Here is a 17,464-nt window from a genome sequence, read left to right on the forward strand (position 1 = left end):
TCCCACAAGGGCCACCGACTCTTCATGAATAGCCGAATCATCAAACCGCTGTGCACGGTCATCGCCTTGTTGGTCGGCGCCGTAATTCTCTGGCAGGCCTACAGCGCCTTTCAGGCTCGCTACCTGCGCCCGTTCGACAACCAGGCCACGCTGTTCGACGGCAGCCAGTTACAGTTACCTGCAGAGCTGGCCGGTGCTGGCCCGATCCGCGTCGTGCATTTCTGGGACCCGGCCTGCCCATGCAACGTTGGCAACCAACAGCACCTGGGCGACCTTATCAGCCAGTTCGCTGGCCACGACGTTACCTTCCATGTGCTGCAAAAGCCCGGCAGCCACGGCCAGCTACCGGCCAATATCGGTAGCTTGCAACCCATCACCCACCTGCCCGGCAGCGAGCACCTGCCTGCGTCCCCGGCCGTGGCCATCTGGGACCGGCAAGGCCGACTGGCTTATTTTGGCCCCTACAGCGAAGGCGCCGTGTGCAACGCCAACAACAGCTTCATCGAGCCAATCCTCAAGGCTTTGCTCGACGGCCGCCAGGTCAACGCCTCCAATACCCTGGCGGTAGGCTGCTACTGCCCTTGGTCGGGCTGACGGACCCTCGCCGGGTTACCCACCACCGTCGCGCCCGCGGGCACATCCCGGGTCACCACACTGCCGGCGCCGACGATGGCGTTATCACCGATGGTCACCCCCGGCAGGATGATCGCCGCACCGCCGATCCACACGTTGTCGCCGATGGTCACCGGCCGCCCACTCTCCAGCCCGCTGCGCCGCACTTCAGGATCGAGCGGATGGTCGGCGGTATAGATCTGCACGTTGGGGCCGATCTGGCAGTCCTCGCCGATACGCACCGGTACCACGTCGAGGATCACGCAGTTGAAGTTCATGAACGTATTACGGCCAACGCTGATGTTGTAGCCGTAGTCGCAATAGAACGGCGGGCGAATCACCGCGCCTTCGCCAACCTGGCCAAAGTGCTCCACAAGCAGCCCGTGGCGTGCGTCGTTGAGCAGTTCGACACTGTTGTTGTAGCGGTGCATCCAGTGCTTGTTGGCGATCTGCTCGGCCTGCAGTTCAGGGCAGCCAGCATGGTAGAGCTGGCCGGTGAGCATTTTGTGTTTTTCGCTGAGGGACATGGAAACTCCTTCCTGGGGCTATGCTCTGTTCGCGAATCCGCCGATGATCGGACCACATTTTTCGTTTGAATGCACAAGGAGTCTGAATGAAGCGCAGCCTGACCCTGCTGGCGGTGGTAGTCACCGTTTCCGCTGGCGCCGCCGGTTACTGGTACGTGCAGGGGAAGCTGCCGCAGCGCGAGGGCGAGGTCGCCATTACCGGCCTGCAAGCGCCGGTCAGCGTGCGCTACGACACCCGCGGCGTGCCACACCTGCAGGCACAGAGCGAGCCGGACCTTTACCGTGCACTGGGCTACGTGCATGCCCAGGACCGGCTGTTCCAGATGGAGATTTTGCGCCGCCTGGCCCGTGGCGAACTGGCTGAGGTGCTCGGCGACAAGCTGCTGCCCACCGACACCCTGTTCCGCAGCCTGCGCATACGCGAGCAAGCCGCGCTGATGGCCAAGCGGCAGGATCCGCAGGCGCCGGCATGGCAGGCCCTGCAAGCCTACCTCGAGGGGGTCAACAGTTGGCAGGCCAGCCACCCCAAGCCCACGGAATTCGACCTGCTCGGCATCACCCCGCGCCCGTTCACCGCCGAGGACACGCTGAGCATCGCCGGCTACCTGGCCTACAGTTTTGCCGCCGCGTTCCGCACCGAGCCAGCGCTGACCTACATCCGCGACCAGCTGGGGCCTGACTACCTGAAAATATTCGACCTTGGCTGGCAACCCGAGGGCGCACTGGGCACGCCACTGGCCGCTGCCGACTGGAAAAGCCTGGAAGCACTTGCGCGCTTAAGCAATGAGGCACTGGGCGACGCCGGCATCCCGCAGTTCGAAGGCAGCAACGCCTGGACGGTCGCGGGTAGCCGCACCCGCAGTGGCAAGCCGTTGCTGGCTGGCGACCCGCACATCAGCTTCGCCGTACCTGCGGTGTGGTACGAGGCCGAACTGTCAGCGCCCGGTTTCAATCTCTACGGCTATTTCCAGGCACTCAACCCGTTCGCTCTGCTCGGCCACAACCGTGATTTTGGCTGGAGCCTGACCATGTTCCAGAACGATGACGTCGACCTGATCGCCGAAAAGACCAACCCTGCCAACGCCGATCAGGTGATGGTCGATGGCCAGTGGCGCACACTGGAAAAGACCGAGCAGACGATTGCCGTCAAAGGCGAGCAGCCGGTCACCATCAGCCTGCGCCGCTCGCCCCATGGCCCGATCGTCAACGACGTACTGGGCAGCACCACTGGCCCCACGCCAATCGCCATGTGGTGGGCATTCCTAGAAACCGAAAACCCGATCCTCGACGGCTTCTACCAGCTCAACCGCGCCGATACCTTGGGCAAGATGCGCGAGGCCGCCGCCAAGGTTCACGCGCCCGGGCTCAACCTTGTCTGGGCCAATGCCCGTGGCGACATCGGCTGGTGGGCGGCGGCAAAGCTGCCAATCCGCCCCGACGGGGTCGACCCGGCGTTCATCCTCGACGGCACCCGCGCACAGGCCGACAAGCTCGGTTTCTACCCCTTCAGCGTCAACCCACAACAGGAAAACCCGGCCCGCGGCTATATCGTCTCGGCCAACCACCAGCCACCGGCGGCGGTGCCGATACCGGGTTACTACAACCTGCCCGACCGTGGCCGCCAGCTCGATCACCACCTGGCCAACCCAGAGGTGAAATGGGACACCCAAAACAGCCAGGCCCTGCAGTTGGACACCGCCAGTGACTATGGCCCGCGCACGCTTGCCCCGCTTCTGGCAACCCTGCGGGCGGTGGCAGAAGGTGATGAAGAGCAAGAGCTGGTCGAGCAACTGGCGGCTTGGGCTGGGGACTACCCGCTCGACTCGACCAGCGCCACGCTGTTCAACCAATTCCTTTATGAACTGGCATTCGCGGCCCTGCATGACGAGCTGGGCGATACCTGGTTCCCGGTGCTGATCAGCACCCGCGCCATCGACGCCGCCCTGCCACGCCTGGCAGCACAAGCCGATTCACCCTGGTGGAACACCCGTGGTGGCAGCCAGCGAACGGACCGTACCACCGTCGTGCGCACAGCGTGGCAAAGCAGCTTGAAGCACCTGCGCGACACCCTGGGCAGTGATCCGGCCAGCTGGCAATGGGGCAAGGCCCATACCCTGACCCACAACCATCCGCTTGGGGTGAAAAAGCCGCTGAACCTGCTGTTCAACGTTGGGCCGTTCGCCGCACCTGGTACCCACGAAGTGCCGAACAACCTTTCGGCGAAGATCAGCGCTGCGCCATGGCCGGTAACCTATGGGCCGTCGACGCGGCGGCTGATCGACTTTGCCGATGCCGGGCAGGCCCTGACCATCAACCCGGTCGGGCAGAGTGGCGTGCCGTTTGACCGGCATTACGCGGACCAGGCTGAGGGGTATGTGCAGGGGCAGTATCAGCGGGCGCAGATGGGGGTAATCCCGGCGCAGACTACCTTACGGCTGGTACCCCCAAGGTAAGGGGCTGCTTTGCAGCCCGTTCGCAGCACAAGGCTGTCTCTACAGATGCTGCGTGTGCCTGCCCGTGCAGGGCAAAAAAAAAACGCCGACACTAAAGGTGTCGGCGTTGGCGCATACCGGGGTTGCAAGCGAAATCAGAACGCCGGCAGTACGGCACCTTGGTACTTCTTGGCAATGAATTCCTTCACTTCAGGGCTGGTCAGGGCCTTGGCCAGTTTCTGGATGGCTTCGCTGTCCTTGTTGTCCGGGCGGGCAACCAGGAAGTTCACGTACGGCGAGTCGGCACCTTCGATCACCAGCGCGTCCTTGGCCGGGTTCAGGCCGGCTTCCAGGGCGTAGTTGGTGTTAATCATGTCCAGGTCGACCTGGTCCAGCACACGCGGCAGCATGGCCGATTCAAGCTCGCGGAACTTCAGCTTCTTCGGGTTCTCGGCAATGTCCTTTGGCGTGGCCAGGGCGTTTTTCGGGTCTTTCAGGGTGATCAGGCCAGCCTTCTGCAGCAGGATCAGGGCGCGGCCGCTGTTGCTGCCTTCGTTAGGGATGGCAACGGTGGCGCCCTCCTTCAGCTCGGACAGGTTCTTGATCTTCTTCGAGTAACCACCGAACGGCTCGACGTGCACACCGATCACGGTTTCCAGGTGGGTGCCCTTGCCTTCGTTGAAGCTCTTCAAGTACGGCAGGGTCTGGAAGTAGTTGGCGTCCAGACGCTTCTGGTCCACCTGCACGTTCGGCTGTACGTAATCGGTGAAGACCTTGATCTGAAGGTCCACGCCTTCTTTTGCCAGGGTCGGCTTGATCAGTTCGAGAATTTCGGCGTGCGGTACCGGGGTAGCGGCAACCACCAGTTTCTCGGCAGCAGCGGCCAGGCCGGAGAACGACAGGGCAGCAGCCAGGGCAGTGGTCAGCAGGGTCTTCTTCATGGTGGTCCTTGTTCTGAATCTGGGCCATCGACGATGGCAAATCGGGTGCCCAACCGGTTCACCAGTGGGCTTGAGGCGGACGATACCCAAATTTTTTATTCCGCAACAATATCTTTTACTTAGCTGCTTATTCCAAAAACACAATACCATCAGCCTCTTTACCCATGAGCGATGTCTAACGCGCGGGGTCAGGCAGTTCGAGGTCTTCTGGCAGGATCTCTTCGCCGTCATTGACCAGCAAGGCAAAGTGGATGACGTTCTCCAGTTCGCGGGTATTGCCCGGCCAGAAATGCGCCTCCAACACCCGCTGCGCCGCCTCGCTCACCAAGGGCACAGGCCGTTGCAGGCGCACGCTGTAGATGCCCACGAAGTACTCGGCCAGCGGCAGGATATCGCCCGGCCGCTCGCGCAGCGGCGGCAGTTCCAGCGCGCCCTCGCGCAGATACTGGTACAGGCGCTCGTTGAAGCGCCCTGCACGTACTACACGGGCCAGGTCGATGCTGGTGGCGGCTACCAGACGCACATCCACCGGCTGTGGCTGCTGCGCGCCCACCCGAGTGACCTCGCGGTTTTCCAGGGCCGCCAGCAGCTTGCCTTGGATGGCCAACGGCAAGTCGGCAATCTCGTCCAGGTACAAGGTGCCGCCGCTGGCCGAACCGAACCAGCCGGCGCGGCTGCTGGCCGTACCGCCATGGGTGCCCGCGCTATAGCCAAACAGCTCGGCATCGGCGTAGGTGGGGCTGATGGCCGCGCAGTTGACCGACACGAACAACCCTCCACGGTCGCTGGTACGGTGGATCTGCCGAGCCAGCAGCTCCTTGCCGGTGCCGGTCTCGCCTCGGATCAGCACCGGCAAAGGTTGTGGCGCCAGGCGCTCAAGGTCCTCGCGCAGCTGCTGCGAGCGCGGGTCGATGAACACCAGCGCCTTGGCACGAATGCTCAGCGGGCTCTTGTCCAGCTCGGGGAAGGTCAGCAGCGGCTGGCCGAACGGGTTTTGAAACGTCATGACGAACTCCCGCCCCAGGCCCGTAATGGCCAGGCGTCAGGCAAAGGGTGAACAGTAAGGGCGATCAGGCGCGGCGCAGTGCGCGCTGCTCGATCCGGCTCTGCAAGCGATACAGGTAGGCGAAGCCTTGTTCCCAGCGCTCATGACCGGACTTGACGTTGATGTGCCCGGCATTGCTCAGCAAACCCGCTTCGGCGCCCCATGCCTGGGCCAGGTACAGCGCCCGTGGCACGTTCACGGCCGGGTCGTTGTCCGAGCTGACGACCTGGCTAGGGAACGGCAGCACCTCGGTAGGGATCGGCGCAAAGTTGCGCAGCACGGGTGCACAAGTGGGCCGTTCGACATCTGCCGGCGCCACCAGCAGTGCACCACGCACCTGCCGCAGCAAGGCTGGGCTTGCCTGCGCTGCCCAATGGGCGACAGTGATGCAACCAAGGCTGTGGGCAATCAGGATCACCGGCGAGCGCTCGGCGGCAATCGCCTGCTCCAGCGCGTGCACCCAGTCCTGCCGCTGCGGGGTGAGCCAGTCTTGCTGTTCAACCCGTGCACTGTTGGGCAGGGTGCGCTGCCAGTGACTCTGCCAATGGTTGTCTGGCGATCCTTGCCAACCCGGCACAATCAGGTAGCGAATCGACTCATTGCGCATGGGGACGCCTCCAGTAAGTTTGCGTGCTTGGAGACAAGTATAGGGAGGACGAAATATTCGTAAAGGAATAAGAAGATATTTATTAATACCCATATGGAATAACAAGTACGCTACCGCCACTCGCTTGTAAAAGGCTGTAAAGCTGCCCTGTCAAACGTTCAGGCAAGAAAAACCCGGGACCATGCCCGGGCTCTCTTTTCCTTGTGCGACTCAGATATCCGCCACCTTCTGCCAAACCTTCGGCCGGAAGAACAACGTCTCTCCCCGCGCCAGCCCGGTCAGGCTGTCATGGTCTTTCACCACCTCGGCCTCGATCAGCTCGCTCTGCCCTTCCACCTTCAAGGTCACCCGCGTGGTCGCGCCCAACGGCCGAATGTCGCGCACCTCGGCCGCATGGTGCCCTTCGGTCTCATGCCGCGACAGCGACACCTCGTGCGGGCGAAACAGCACGTGATGCCCTTCGCTCAAGGCCAGGCGGTTGGAGTCACCGAGGAAGTGGTAGACGAAATCGTTGGCCGGCTGATCGTACACCTCACCCGGCGAGCCGATCTGCTCGATCACACCCTTGTTCATGACCACGATGCGGTCGGCTACTTCCATGGCTTCTTCCTGGTCGTGGGTAACGAACACCGACGTCAGGTTGATATCCTCGTGCAGCCGCGCCAGCCAGCGCCGCAGCTCTTTTCGCACCTTGGCATCCAGCGCACCGAATGGCTCGTCCAGCAGCAGCACCTTCGGCTCCACCGCCAGGGCACGGGCCAGGGCGATACGCTGACGCTGGCCACCGGAAAGCTGCTCGGGGTAGCGGTCGGACAGCCAGTCCAGTTGCACCATGTTCAGCAGCTCATGCACCTTCTCGGCAATCTTGCTCTCGCTTGGGCGCTCGCCCTTGGGCTTCATGCGCAGGCCGAAAGCAACGTTGTCGAACACGCTCATGTGGCGGAACAGCGCGTAGTGCTGGAACACGAACCCGACGTTACGGTCACGCACGTCATGGCCGGAAACGTCCTCGCCATGGAACACGATATTGCCCTGGTCCGGGGTTTCCAGGCCGGCAATGATGCGCAGCAGGGTGGTCTTGCCACAGCCGGACGGGCCGAGCAGAGCCACCAGCTCGCCGCTGTTGATGTCCAGGTTGATTGCGTTCAGGGCCTGGAAGCTGTTGAAGCGCTTGCTGACGTTACGAACTTCGATCGACATGAATCATTCCTCCGCGGCGCTATGGCGCAGGCGGTTAATACGGTTCTCGCTCCACTGCTTGAGCAGCAGGATGAAGAGCGCCAGGATCAGCAACAGGCTGGCCACGCTGAAGGCTGCGACGTGGTTGTACTCGTTGTAGAGAATCTCCACATGCAGCGGCAAGGTGTTGGTCACGCCACGGATGTGGCCCGACACCACCGACACCGCACCGAACTCGCCCATGGCCCGCGCGGTACACAGCACCACGCCGTAGATCAGCCCCCATTTGATGTTCGGCAGGGTCACGTGCCAGAACATCTGCCAGCCGTTGGCACCGAGCAGCCGTGCAGCCTCCTCCTCCTGCGTGCCTTGCTCCTGCATCAGCGGGATCAGCTCACGGGCCACGAACGGTACGGTAACGAAAATGGTCGCCAGGACAATGCCCGGCAGGGCGAACACGATCTGGATATCGTGGTCCTGCAGCCACGGCCCGAGCAGGCCTTGCGCGCCGAACATCAGCACGTAGACCAGGCCGGCGATCACGGGGGACACCGAGAACGGCAGGTCGATCAGGGTGACCAGGATGCTCTTGCCACGGAAGGTGTACTTGCTCACGCACCAGGCAGCGCTTACGCCAAATACCAGGTTGAGCGGCACCGAGATAACCACGGCGAGCAGGGTCAGCTTCAGCGCCGACAACGCATCGGGTTCGAATATCGCCTCGAAGAAGGTGCCAAAACCGTTCTTCAGCGCCTGCGATACCACGATCACCAGCGGCAGCAGCAGGAACAGGGCGAACACCAGCCAGCCAAGGCCGATCAGGATACGCCGTGACGTGGCACTGCCACGGCGGGCGGCGTTGGCTGCGGCACTTGCACTCAGGGATGAACTGGACATGCCGGCCTCCTTCAAGGGGTTTCGATGCGGCGCTGCAGCAGGTTGATCAGCAGCAGCAGGATGAAGGAAACCACCAGCATCAACACGCCGATGGCGGTCGCGCCGGTGTAGTCGTACTGGTCGAGCTTGACCATGATCAGCAGCGGCAGGATCTCGGTCTTCATCGGCATGTTGCCGGCAATGAAGATCACCGAACCATACTCGCCCACGCCACGGGCGAAGGCCAGGGCAAAGCCGGTGAGCCATGCCGGCAGCAGGGCCGGCGCCAGGATGTGGCGGAACACCTGCAGTGGCTTGGCCCCCAAGCAGGCTGCGGCCTCTTCCACTTCACGCGGGATGTCGGCCAGCACCGGCTGCACCGTACGCACCACGAACGGCAGGGTCACGAAGGTCAGTGCCAGGGTGATGCCCAGCGGGGTGTAGGCGATCTTGAAGCCCAGGTCGGTGGCGAACTGGCCGACCCAGCCCTGCGGCGCGTACAGGGCAGTCAGGGCGATACCGGCAACTGCGGTGGGCAAGGCGAACGGCAGGTCGATCATCGCATCGATGATCTTGCGCCCGGGGAAGGTGTAACGCACCAGCACCCAGGCCAGCAGGGTACCGATCACACCGTTGATGATGGCGGCGAACAGGGCGGTGCCGAAGCTCAGCTTGAGCGCAGCGATCACTCGCGGCGCACTGATGATGGTCCAGAACTGCTCGAAGGTCAGCTGCGAGGCATGGATGAACATGGCCGCCAGCGGTATCAGCACGATCAGGCTGAGGTACACCAAGGTGTAGCCCAGCGTCAGCCCGAAGCCGGGTATGACGGGGGAGATACGACGCGACATAAATATCCCTGGTTGAACGCACTAAGCCCGGAAACAATCCCGGGCCGGTGCAAGCTTTTGAATCCTGGGGCTGCTTGGCAGCCCATTCGCGACACAAGGCCGCTCCCACAGGGGATCATGGTTCCTTGTGGGAGCGGCCTTGTGCCGCGAATGGCCCGCAACGCGGCCCCGCGTTCCTTTGGCCCTTACTGTGCCTGATAGATCTGGTCGAACACACCGCCATCATTGAAGAATTTCGGTTGTGCAGTCTTCCACCCACCAAAGTCCTTGTCGATGGTCACCAGGTCCAGTTTCGGGAACTGCTTGCCGAACTCCGCAGCGACTTTCTCGTCACGCGGGCGGTAGAAGTTCTCGGCGGCAATCTTCTGCCCGGCCGGGCTGTACAGGTGCTTGAGGTATTCGGTGGCAATCTCGGTATTGCCCTTCTTCTCGGCGTTCTTGTCGACCACGGCCACTGGCGGCTCGGCCAGGATCGACAGCGACGGCACGACGATGTCGAACTTGTCGGCACCCCCGTCTTCCTTCAGGGCCAGGAAGGCCTCGTTTTCCCAGGCCAGCAACACGTCGCCCTGGCCATTGTTGACGAAGGTGATGGTCGAGCCACGGGCGCCGGTATCCAGCACCGGTACATGCTTGAACAGCTCCTGCACATAGGCCTTGGCCTTCTCTTCGCTACCGCCGGCCTTCAGGCCGTACGCCCACGCGGCGAGGAAGTTCCAGCGCGCACCGCCGGAGGTTTTCGGGTTCGGGGTGATGACCGACACGTCCTTCTTGATCAGGTCGCCCCAGTCCTTGATGCCTTTCGGGTTGCCCTTGCGCACCAGGAACACGATGGTCGAGGTGTACGGGGTGCTGGCGTCAGGCAGGCGGGTCTGCCAGTTCTCGGGCAGGGTCTTGCCAAGCTTGGCCACTTCGTCGATGTCACCGGCCAGGGCCAGGGTCACCACGTCGGCGCGCAGGCCGTCGATCACCGCACGGGCCTGCTTGCCCGAACCCCCATGGGATTGCTGGATTTTCACCTTGTCACCCGGGTGGGCCTGTTGCCAGTGTTTGATGAACTCGGCGTTGTACTGCTGGTACAGCTCACGGGTCGGGTCATAGGACACGTTAAGCAGTTCGTAGTCCTTGGCGATGGCGGAACCGGCAAAAACAGCACTGGCCAGGGCGGCGAGCGCATAACGGCGGATGGACATGGTGAAGCTCCCGATTGGCATTTTTCTAGTTTTGGATGTTGTGGCGCCGATCAGCCGGGCTTGTTGCCGGGCTGTTGCAGGCGGAACTTCTCCTTGCGCTCGATCTGTACGACCTGAGCGTTGTGCACGGTGATCTCCACCGCACCGAAACGCAGGTCGCGCAGGGCGCTCTGGATTTCACGCAAGATGGTGGCTTCGTCCTGACCGTCGATGCTACGCAGAGATGCACTCATGCTCGTTCTCCTTGGAGTGAGGGCGCCGGGCAGAGGTTTGAAGGGGTTTGCGCCTGGCTTGAGGGCAATAGTAGTGAGGCGGGATTATTCTTAAAAATACTGTTTAAGAATTTTTATATAACCTTTTAAAAGCACACGCCCCTTGTAGGAGCGGGTTTACCCGCGAATACGGTGGTCGATGAACCATCGCATTCGCGGGTAAACCCGCTCCTACAAGGGGCCATATGGGCCTTCAGGCGTGTTTCTGCGGCTCGCGGATCTTGTACCAGGCCACGTACAGCGCCGGCAGGAACAGCAGCGTCAGCAAGGTCGCCACGATGATCCCGCCAATCATGGCGTAGGCCATGGGGCCCCAGAACACCTCGCGTGCAATCGGGATCATGCCCAGGCTCGCCGCCGCCGCGGTCAGCAGGATCGGCCGGCGCCGATGGTTGGTAGCCTCCACCACCGCATCCCACGGCGACAAGCCCTGGGCTTCGAACTCGTCTATCTGGGTCACCAGAATCACCGAGTTACGAATGATGATGCCCGCCAGCGCAAGGATGCCGAGGATCGCCACAAAGCCCATCGGCGTACCTGTAGGCACCAGCGCCAATACCACGCCAATCAGCCCCAGCGGCGCCACGCTGACCACCAGGAACAGCTTCTGCACGCTGTGCAACTGGATCATCAGGAAGGTCGCCATAAGGAACAGCATCAGTGGGATGACCTTGGCGATCGGCCCCTGGGCCTTGCTGCTTTCTTCAACCGTACCACCCGTGGCCACTTCGTAACCGACCGGCAGCTTGCTGCCGAACTCGTCAATTTTTGGCTTCAGTTGGGCGACCAGGTCAGTGGGCTGGATCTCGCCATTGACCGAGGCCTTGATGGTGATGGTCGGCTTACGGTCGCGGCGCCACACCAGCGGCTGTTCCAGTTCGTAGCGCACGGTGGCGAACGACAGCAGCGGGATCGACGTGCCGTTAGGGGTGAGAATTTGCAGGTTCTGCAGGGTATCAGGCGAGCCACGCTCGCTGTCTTCGGCGCGCGCGACCACATCGACCAGGTAGATGTTGTCGTTGACCTGGGTGATCTGCACGCCACTGACGATGCTGTTCATCACATTGGCAACATCTTCGGACGACAGCCCCAGCTGGCGTGCCTTGTCCTGGGCAATTTCCACGCGCAGCACCTTACCCGGCTCGTTCCAGTCGTAGATCATCTCGCCGATGTGCTCGTTCTGGTCGAGCAAGGTGGCCAGCTCGATGGCGTGTTTGCGCACCTGGTCGATGTCGGCACCGCTGACCCGGTACTGGATCGGCCGGCCTACCGGCGGGCCCATCTCCAGCGATTGCACGTTGGTGCCGACGCCGACGAACTCTTCGTGCAGGATCTTCTGCAGGCGGTCCATCATGGCCTCACGCTCTTCGAAGCCCTTGCTGACAATCACCAGCTGCGCGTAGTAAGGGTTCTGCAACTGCTGATCGAGGGGCAGGTAGAAGCGGATCGCGCCCTGGCCGATGTAGGTACTCCAGTGCACCAGGTCCGGGTCGTCCTTGATCCGTGCCTCGAAGCGGTCGACCACCTTGCGCGTCTCCTCGATCGAGGCGTTCTGCGGCAGGTTGAGGTCGACGAGAATTTCCGGGCGGTCCGAGGACGGGAAAAACTGGTTCTGCACAAAACGCATGCAGAAGATCGCCAGGGCAAACAGCACCACGGTGCCGATGATGGTCAACCAGCGGTTGCGCATGCACCATAGCAACCCGCCTTCAAATGCCCGCCCGACCCGGCCAGGCTCAGCCTCGTGAGCCTTGAGCTTGTCGCCTTTGAGAATATGCACACCAAGCACCGGCGCGAAGAACACAGCCACCACCCACGACACGATCAGGGCCACGGCAATCACCGCGAACAGGGTGAAGGTGTATTCACCCGCAGAGCTGGCGTTGAGGCCGATAGGCACGAACCCGGCCACGGTCACCAAGGTGCCGGTAAGCATGGGGAAGGCTGTGGAGGTGTAGGCGAACGTCGCCGCCTGCTCCTTGCTTTCACCCATTTCCAGCCGCGTGACCATCACCTCCACGGTAATCATCGCATCGTCCACCAGCAGGCCAAGCGCAATGATCAGCGCCCCCAGCGAAATACGCTGCATGGTGATGCCGCTGTACTCCATGAACACGAACACCATGGCCAGTACCAGCGGGATCGAGCAGGCCACCACCAGCCCGGCGCGCACGCCAAGACTGACAAAGCTCACGGCCAGCACGATCACCACCGCCTCGAACAGCGCGCTGGTGAAACCGCCGACCGCCTGCTTGACCACCACGGCCTGGTCAGAAACGGTGTGTACACCGACACCCACCGGCAGGTCCTGGACCACCTGGTCCATGCGCTTTTTCAACGCCGCACCGAACACCTGGATGTTGCCGCCGGCCTTCATGCCGATGGCCAGGCCAAGGGCTGTCTGGCCGTTGTAACGGAACATTGGCGAGGGTGGGTCGACATAGCCGCGCTCGATGTCGGCGATATCAGCCAGGCGGAAGAAGCGGTCGTTGATCCTCAAGTTGACGGATTGCAGGTCTTTTTCCGAGGCAAACTGCCCGGACGTGCGCACCGAGATGCGCTCCGGGCCGGCCTCGATCATGCCGGCCGGCGTCACCGCATTCTGCGCTTGAAGTGCCTGCATTACCTGGCGCTGGTCAATGCCCAGGGCAGCCAGCTTGCGGGTGGAGAAGTTCAGGTACAGCACTTCGTCCTGGGTGCCGACCAGCTCGATCTTGCCGATGTTGGGTACATCGCGGACCTCGGCCCTTGCCTGTTCCACGTAGTCCCGCAGTTGGCGCAGGGTCAGGCCGTCAGCGGTAAAGGCATAGATCGAACCGAATACATCACCGAATTCGTCGTTGAAGCCCGGCCCCTGGATACCGGCGGGAAATTCGCCACGAATGTCCTGGATCTTCTTGCGCACCTGGTACCAGATTTCCGGGATGTCCTTGGCCTTGGTGGTGTCGCGAAGGTACACGTAGACCGTGGACTCGCCGGGGCGGGTGTAGCTTTTGGTGTAGTCGAGTGAATCGAGTTCCTCGAGCTTCTTCTCGATACGGTCGGTGACCTGGTAGAGGGTTTCGTCCTGGGTCGCACCGGGCCAGCGGGTCTGGATGACCATGGTTTTGATGGTGAACGACGGGTCTTCCTCACGGCCCAGGTTGAAGTAGGAAAAAATCCCCATCAACAGGCCAACGAACATCAGGTACCAGACGAACGATTGATGCTTGAGCGCCCAGTCGGACAGGTTGAAGCTTCCTTTCATTGCGCATCCTCGTCGAAGGTGACCTTCTGGCCAGGCTTGAGGCTGTTGACGCCGGCAGTGACCACGCGCTCACCGGGCTGCACGCCGGCGCTCAGTACGATGCTGTCATCGGTGCGGTCGATCAGCGCCACGTCACGGGTGGCCACGGTCTTGTGCTGCGTATCGATCACCCACACCTGGGTCTTGCCGTCGCGCTCGAGCAAGGCACTCAAGGGCAGTTCGCTGCGCGGGGACACTTCCGAGCTAAGGGTCACACTGATGGCGGTGCCAAGGTGAAAGGCCGCCGGTGTGCTGGCCAGGGTCAGGCGAGCACGGCGGGTCCGGGTGGTGGCATCGGCCTGGGGCTCCAGTTCGCGCAGGCTGGCCGTGGTGTTGATGGTCGGGTCCAGTTGCGAAGCAACGGTGAAGGTCAGGCCTTTGCTCAACTGCTCGGCCAGATCGATCGGCAGGTCGATTACCGCTTCCTTCACGTCCGGCCGGGCCAGGGTCACCACGGCTTGCCCGGCGGTAACGGTTTGCCCGGCTTCGGCCTGCCACGCGGTAATCACGGCAGCGTGGTCGGTACGCAGGGTGCTGTAGTCGAGCTGGTCGCGGGCCTGGCTGACGGCGGAGCGCGCCTGCTCCAACGCCGCGCTGGTGGTTTTCAGGTTGGTCTGGGCAATATCCAGCTGTGCCTGGGCGCCTACCCCACGGTCATACAACTGCTGCTGGCGACGGGCATCGGCCTGGGCGTTGATCCACTGTGCCTGCACCTTGGCCAGATCGCCTTCGGCGGCGCGCAGCTGGTTCTGCTGGTCGGTGGGGTCCAGGGTGGCCAAGGTGTCACCCGGTTTCACCTGGGCGCCCACGTCCAGCCAGCGCCGGGCAATGCGCCCGGAAACCCGGAAGCCCAAGGTGCTTTCGAAGCGCGCCTGAATACTGCCGGCGAAGCGGCCCAGCTGCGACTGCACCTGGGGTTCGACCTTGACCGACAGCACTGGCCGGATCGCCTCTGGTGCCTCTTCTTCGCTACTGCAACCGACCAGCAGCACCCCGGCCGACAGCATCAGCAGCAGACGCTTCATAGCTCACCCCCTGGGCCCTTGGCGTCGACCTTCTGTACCTGCATGCCGGGGTGCAGCAACTGGCCGCCATTGACCACTACGGTCTCGCCGCCTTTCAGGCCGCTGGCGACCACGATCTTGCCGGTGAGGTAACGGCGGATTTTGACTTTGCGCAGTTCCACCTTGTCGCCCTCGCCCACCACCCACACGGCAGGCTCATGCAAGGCCTTGGTCAGCGCCGACCACGGCAGCTCGATGCTGGGCCGGCCCTGGGCATTGGTGGTGGCAGTAACCGGTGCCCCCAATTGCATCCCGGGCGGCACGTCCTTGAGCCCCACCTTGACCTGCACGGTGCCGCTTTGCGCCGACACGGTGGGGGTTATTTCGCGCACGAAGCCACGGGCCTGGACCTTGGGATCGTCCAGCAGGCTCACGACTACCCCGGCATCGCTGGGCGGCGCCACCAGCAGCGACTCGTAGACGTTGAACACCGCATCGCGGTCGCCATCGACGGCCAGGCTGAAGATCGGCATGGTCGCCTGCACCACTTGGCCAACCTCGGCCTGACGCTCGGTGATGACCCCGGCGGCCTCGGAGACCAGTGCGGTGTAGCTGAGTTGCTCGTTGGCATTGGCCAGTTGCGCCTGGGCGGCCTTGAGTGCGCTCTGATTGCTGCGCAGCGCGGCCTCGGCAGCATCGTACTCGCTCTGGCTGGTGTAGCCCTTGGGCAGCAGTTTTTGCTGGCGCACGAAGGCCGCACTGGTCTGGGTAACGCGCGCCTGCGCGGCGAATACTTCGGCCTTGGCCGAGTCGACATTGTTCTGCAGGTCTTTCGGGTCAAGCCGGGCCAGCACCTGGTTGGCCTTGACGTGATCGCCTACGTCGACGCTACGCGAAATGATCTTGCCGCCGACGCGGAATGACAAATCGGTCTGCACCCTTGCCTGTACGTCGCCGGTCAGGGTGACCCTGGCAGCGAAATCGGTGGGTTGTACCTGCTGCACCCCCACCCGAGGCAGCGTCTTGGGGGCCTCTTCCTTGCTACAGCCGGTGAGCATGTACAACAACCCCAGACAGATGACCGACAGCGGACGCATCAACGCCATGCTGGCTCCTTGCTTGCGCACAAATGATTTGTGGGATGCGACTGTGAGCGTAGTTCAGGGTTCGATAAACATCACTGGCGGGGGCCATGCTGGCATTTTTGTTGCCGGCCCCGGCGGTTTCATGGCGAAAGGGCCGAGCCTAGCCGAAGCAGCCGACTCGGAAAGGAAAAATCCGAGGCCTGCATGAGGGCTCGGATTCAGCAAAATGGCTTACTGATGACCTGACATTTCTACCAGTAGCCGGGCACTCCCCGCCACTGCACACTGTGTTCAAACTGATGTTTTCACCTGTGCGAGCAATAACCAGACAGCGCTCGGCTCAATGTCGAATCCCAGGAGGCCCCGTGGCCGCTGCAAAAAAAACACTGCGCTTTTATCAGAACAGTCGTATTGCTACCGAAGTCAAAGACGCTCTGACACATTCGGTCTTCCGGCATGCGGGTGGTCTTTTAGCGCAACGCGCATCATCTGCTGACGAAGGTTACGTGCTCATGGGCGTCAGCAATACAGACACCCTCATGACCCAGTTAGAGGCTGCTGCAAAAAAAGAGTATTCGTACAGCCCTTATGGCCACCGCCCCGCCCGCAACGAGTCGAATATTCCTTTGGCATTCAACGGCGAGCCGCTGGATTTGGCAACCGGCTGTTATGCCCTCGGCAATGGGTATCGTCTGTACAGTCCCACACTCAAAAGGTTTTGCAGCCCTGATAATCTTAGTCCGTTCGGGAAAGGTGGGTTGAGCGCTTATATGTATTGTGCGGGTGACCCGGTAAATCGCGTTGATCCCACAGGACACTTAAGTTCCGGTGTCATTTGGTCGGGGCTTGTATTAACCGGCCTCGCCGCTTCGACTATCGGAGCCGGGTTGTCGGTCGCTGGGGGAGTGAAAAGAGACGTAACACTCACATTGGTTGGAGGAGCACTTATGGGACTAGGCCTAACGATGATGGGTACTGGGCGATATATGTACCCAAGAATGCGCACCCTTTACTATACCAGGCCAACGCAGCCCCCTCGCCGCAACCTTAATTCTAGGCCTATCGCGACAAACAATCAGCGAGTTCCGGCTTTCGCCCCCCCACCAGCTTTCGCTGACAGTATGCCCGCACGTCAACCGGCTAATGCGCCAGCGTCTCGTCAACCTACTACAATTTTACCTCTACCGACTTACGAACAGGTAAGGCAGGCACATCCATCAACTTACCCAGTAATTGAGGAACCTCCACCGACGTACCAAGAAGTGGTGCAAGCCACTCATTCAACCTCATCTATGCGCGACACCGTAAGGACCTCCGGCCAAGTTGAATAATCAAAGAACCCACTGAGGGTACCCGCGAAAGCGGGCGGCGCAGGTCGAAGCAGCCGCCTGGCGGATAAAACAATCCCAAGGCATGCGATACGCGGCAGGCTCAGCTCGCTTGATGACCTGACATTTCTGCCAGTAGCCGGGCACTCCCCGCCACTGCACACTGTGTTCAAGCTGATGTTTTCACCTGTACGAGCAATAACCAGATAGCGCTCTGCTCAATGTC

The 17,464-nt window shown here is 61.9% G+C and carries 15 protein-coding genes; 3 read left to right on the plus strand and 12 right to left on the minus strand.

The annotated features are described in order from the left end of the window. Nucleotides 1-24 precede the first annotated feature (24 nt). Nucleotides 25-594, plus strand: a complete 570-nt coding sequence (locus BJQ17_RS14300) for a DUF6436 domain-containing protein (protein ID WP_004575847.1) — start codon at nt 25-27, stop codon at nt 592-594. Here BJQ17_RS14300 and BJQ17_RS14305 read toward each other — a convergent pair. Next, entirely contained in the window at nt 573-1,139 is a 567-nt protein-coding gene (locus BJQ17_RS14305) for a sugar O-acetyltransferase (RefSeq protein WP_004575846.1), read from the minus strand. The two genes, BJQ17_RS14300 and BJQ17_RS14305, sit on opposite strands and share 22 nt — an antisense overlap. An 86-nt stretch (nt 1,140-1,225) precedes the next feature. Between BJQ17_RS14305 and BJQ17_RS14310 the strand changes: the two genes are divergently transcribed. Continuing rightward, nucleotides 1,226-3,592 carry a penicillin acylase family protein gene (locus BJQ17_RS14310; protein WP_070096198.1) on the plus strand — a complete coding sequence of 789 codons (2,367 nt, stop codon included), beginning with the start codon at nt 1,226-1,228 and terminating at the stop codon, nt 3,590-3,592. Between the two features lie 134 nt (nt 3,593-3,726). Here BJQ17_RS14310 and BJQ17_RS14315 read toward each other — a convergent pair whose 3' ends face one another. The 11 genes from BJQ17_RS14315 to BJQ17_RS14365 form a co-directional block, all read right to left on the minus strand. Further along, nucleotides 3,727-4,512, minus strand: coding sequence for a MetQ/NlpA family ABC transporter substrate-binding protein (locus tag BJQ17_RS14315; RefSeq protein ID WP_016502129.1), 786 nt, complete (start codon nt 4,510-4,512; stop codon nt 3,727-3,729). 175 nt (nt 4,513-4,687) lie between these two features. Next, nucleotides 4,688-5,518 carry a sigma 54-interacting transcriptional regulator gene (locus BJQ17_RS14320; protein ID WP_004575844.1) on the minus strand — a complete coding sequence of 277 codons (831 nt, stop codon included), beginning with the start codon at nt 5,516-5,518 and terminating at the stop codon, nt 4,688-4,690. A 64-nt stretch (nt 5,519-5,582) separates the two neighbouring features. Continuing rightward, a complete protein-coding gene (locus BJQ17_RS14325; protein WP_010955697.1) occupies nt 5,583-6,164 on the minus strand; it encodes an alpha/beta hydrolase in 582 nt (193 codons plus the stop codon). Nucleotides 6,165-6,374: 210 nt separating this feature from the next. Then, nucleotides 6,375-7,364 carry a sulfate/molybdate ABC transporter ATP-binding protein gene (locus BJQ17_RS14330; protein WP_003248965.1) on the minus strand — a complete coding sequence of 330 codons (990 nt, stop codon included), beginning with the start codon at nt 7,362-7,364 and terminating at the stop codon, nt 6,375-6,377. Nucleotides 7,365-7,367: 3 nt separating this feature from the next. Next, nucleotides 7,368-8,240, minus strand: coding sequence for a sulfate ABC transporter permease subunit CysW (gene cysW / locus BJQ17_RS14335; RefSeq protein WP_010955698.1), 873 nt, complete (start codon nt 8,238-8,240; stop codon nt 7,368-7,370). Between the two features lie 11 nt (nt 8,241-8,251). Next, entirely contained in the window at nt 8,252-9,070 is an 819-nt protein-coding gene (cysT, locus tag BJQ17_RS14340; protein ID WP_003248961.1) for a sulfate ABC transporter permease subunit CysT, read from the minus strand. 185 nt (nt 9,071-9,255) lie between these two features. Further along, nucleotides 9,256-10,263 (minus strand): sulfate ABC transporter substrate-binding protein, encoded by a 1,008-nt coding sequence (locus tag BJQ17_RS14345; protein WP_003248959.1) that lies wholly within the window; start codon nt 10,261-10,263, stop codon nt 9,256-9,258. 50 nt (nt 10,264-10,313) lie between these two features. Further along, on the minus strand, nt 10,314-10,496 hold the full coding sequence (gene oscA / locus BJQ17_RS14350) for a sulfur starvation response protein OscA (RefSeq protein ID WP_003248957.1): 183 nt from the start codon (nt 10,494-10,496) through the stop codon (nt 10,314-10,316). 232 nt (nt 10,497-10,728) lie between these two features. Next, the gene (locus tag BJQ17_RS14355; RefSeq protein WP_070096199.1) at nt 10,729-13,782 is read right to left on the minus strand and encodes an efflux RND transporter permease subunit; all 3,054 of its coding nucleotides are present in this window, start codon (nt 13,780-13,782) and stop codon (nt 10,729-10,731) included. After that, a complete protein-coding gene (locus tag BJQ17_RS14360; RefSeq protein ID WP_003248943.1) occupies nt 13,779-14,846 on the minus strand; it encodes an efflux RND transporter periplasmic adaptor subunit in 1,068 nt (355 codons plus the stop codon). Before BJQ17_RS14360 ends, BJQ17_RS14355 begins: the two co-directional genes overlap by 4 nt. Beyond that, nucleotides 14,843-15,931 carry an efflux RND transporter periplasmic adaptor subunit gene (locus BJQ17_RS14365; RefSeq protein ID WP_070096200.1) on the minus strand — a complete coding sequence of 363 codons (1,089 nt, stop codon included), beginning with the start codon at nt 15,929-15,931 and terminating at the stop codon, nt 14,843-14,845. Before BJQ17_RS14365 ends, BJQ17_RS14360 begins: the two co-directional genes overlap by 4 nt. A 518-nt stretch (nt 15,932-16,449) precedes the next feature. Here BJQ17_RS14365 and BJQ17_RS30055 point away from each other — a divergent pair. Continuing rightward, nucleotides 16,450-17,241, plus strand: coding sequence for an RHS repeat-associated core domain-containing protein (locus BJQ17_RS30055; RefSeq protein WP_080634942.1), 792 nt, complete (start codon nt 16,450-16,452; stop codon nt 17,239-17,241). The last annotated feature ends 223 nt before the right edge of the window (nt 17,242-17,464 follow it).

Origin of the sequence: Pseudomonas sp. NBRC 111139 (genome assembly GCF_001753955.1) — a bacterium.
GTDB lineage: Bacteria > Pseudomonadota > Gammaproteobacteria > Pseudomonadales > Pseudomonadaceae > Aquipseudomonas > Aquipseudomonas alloputida.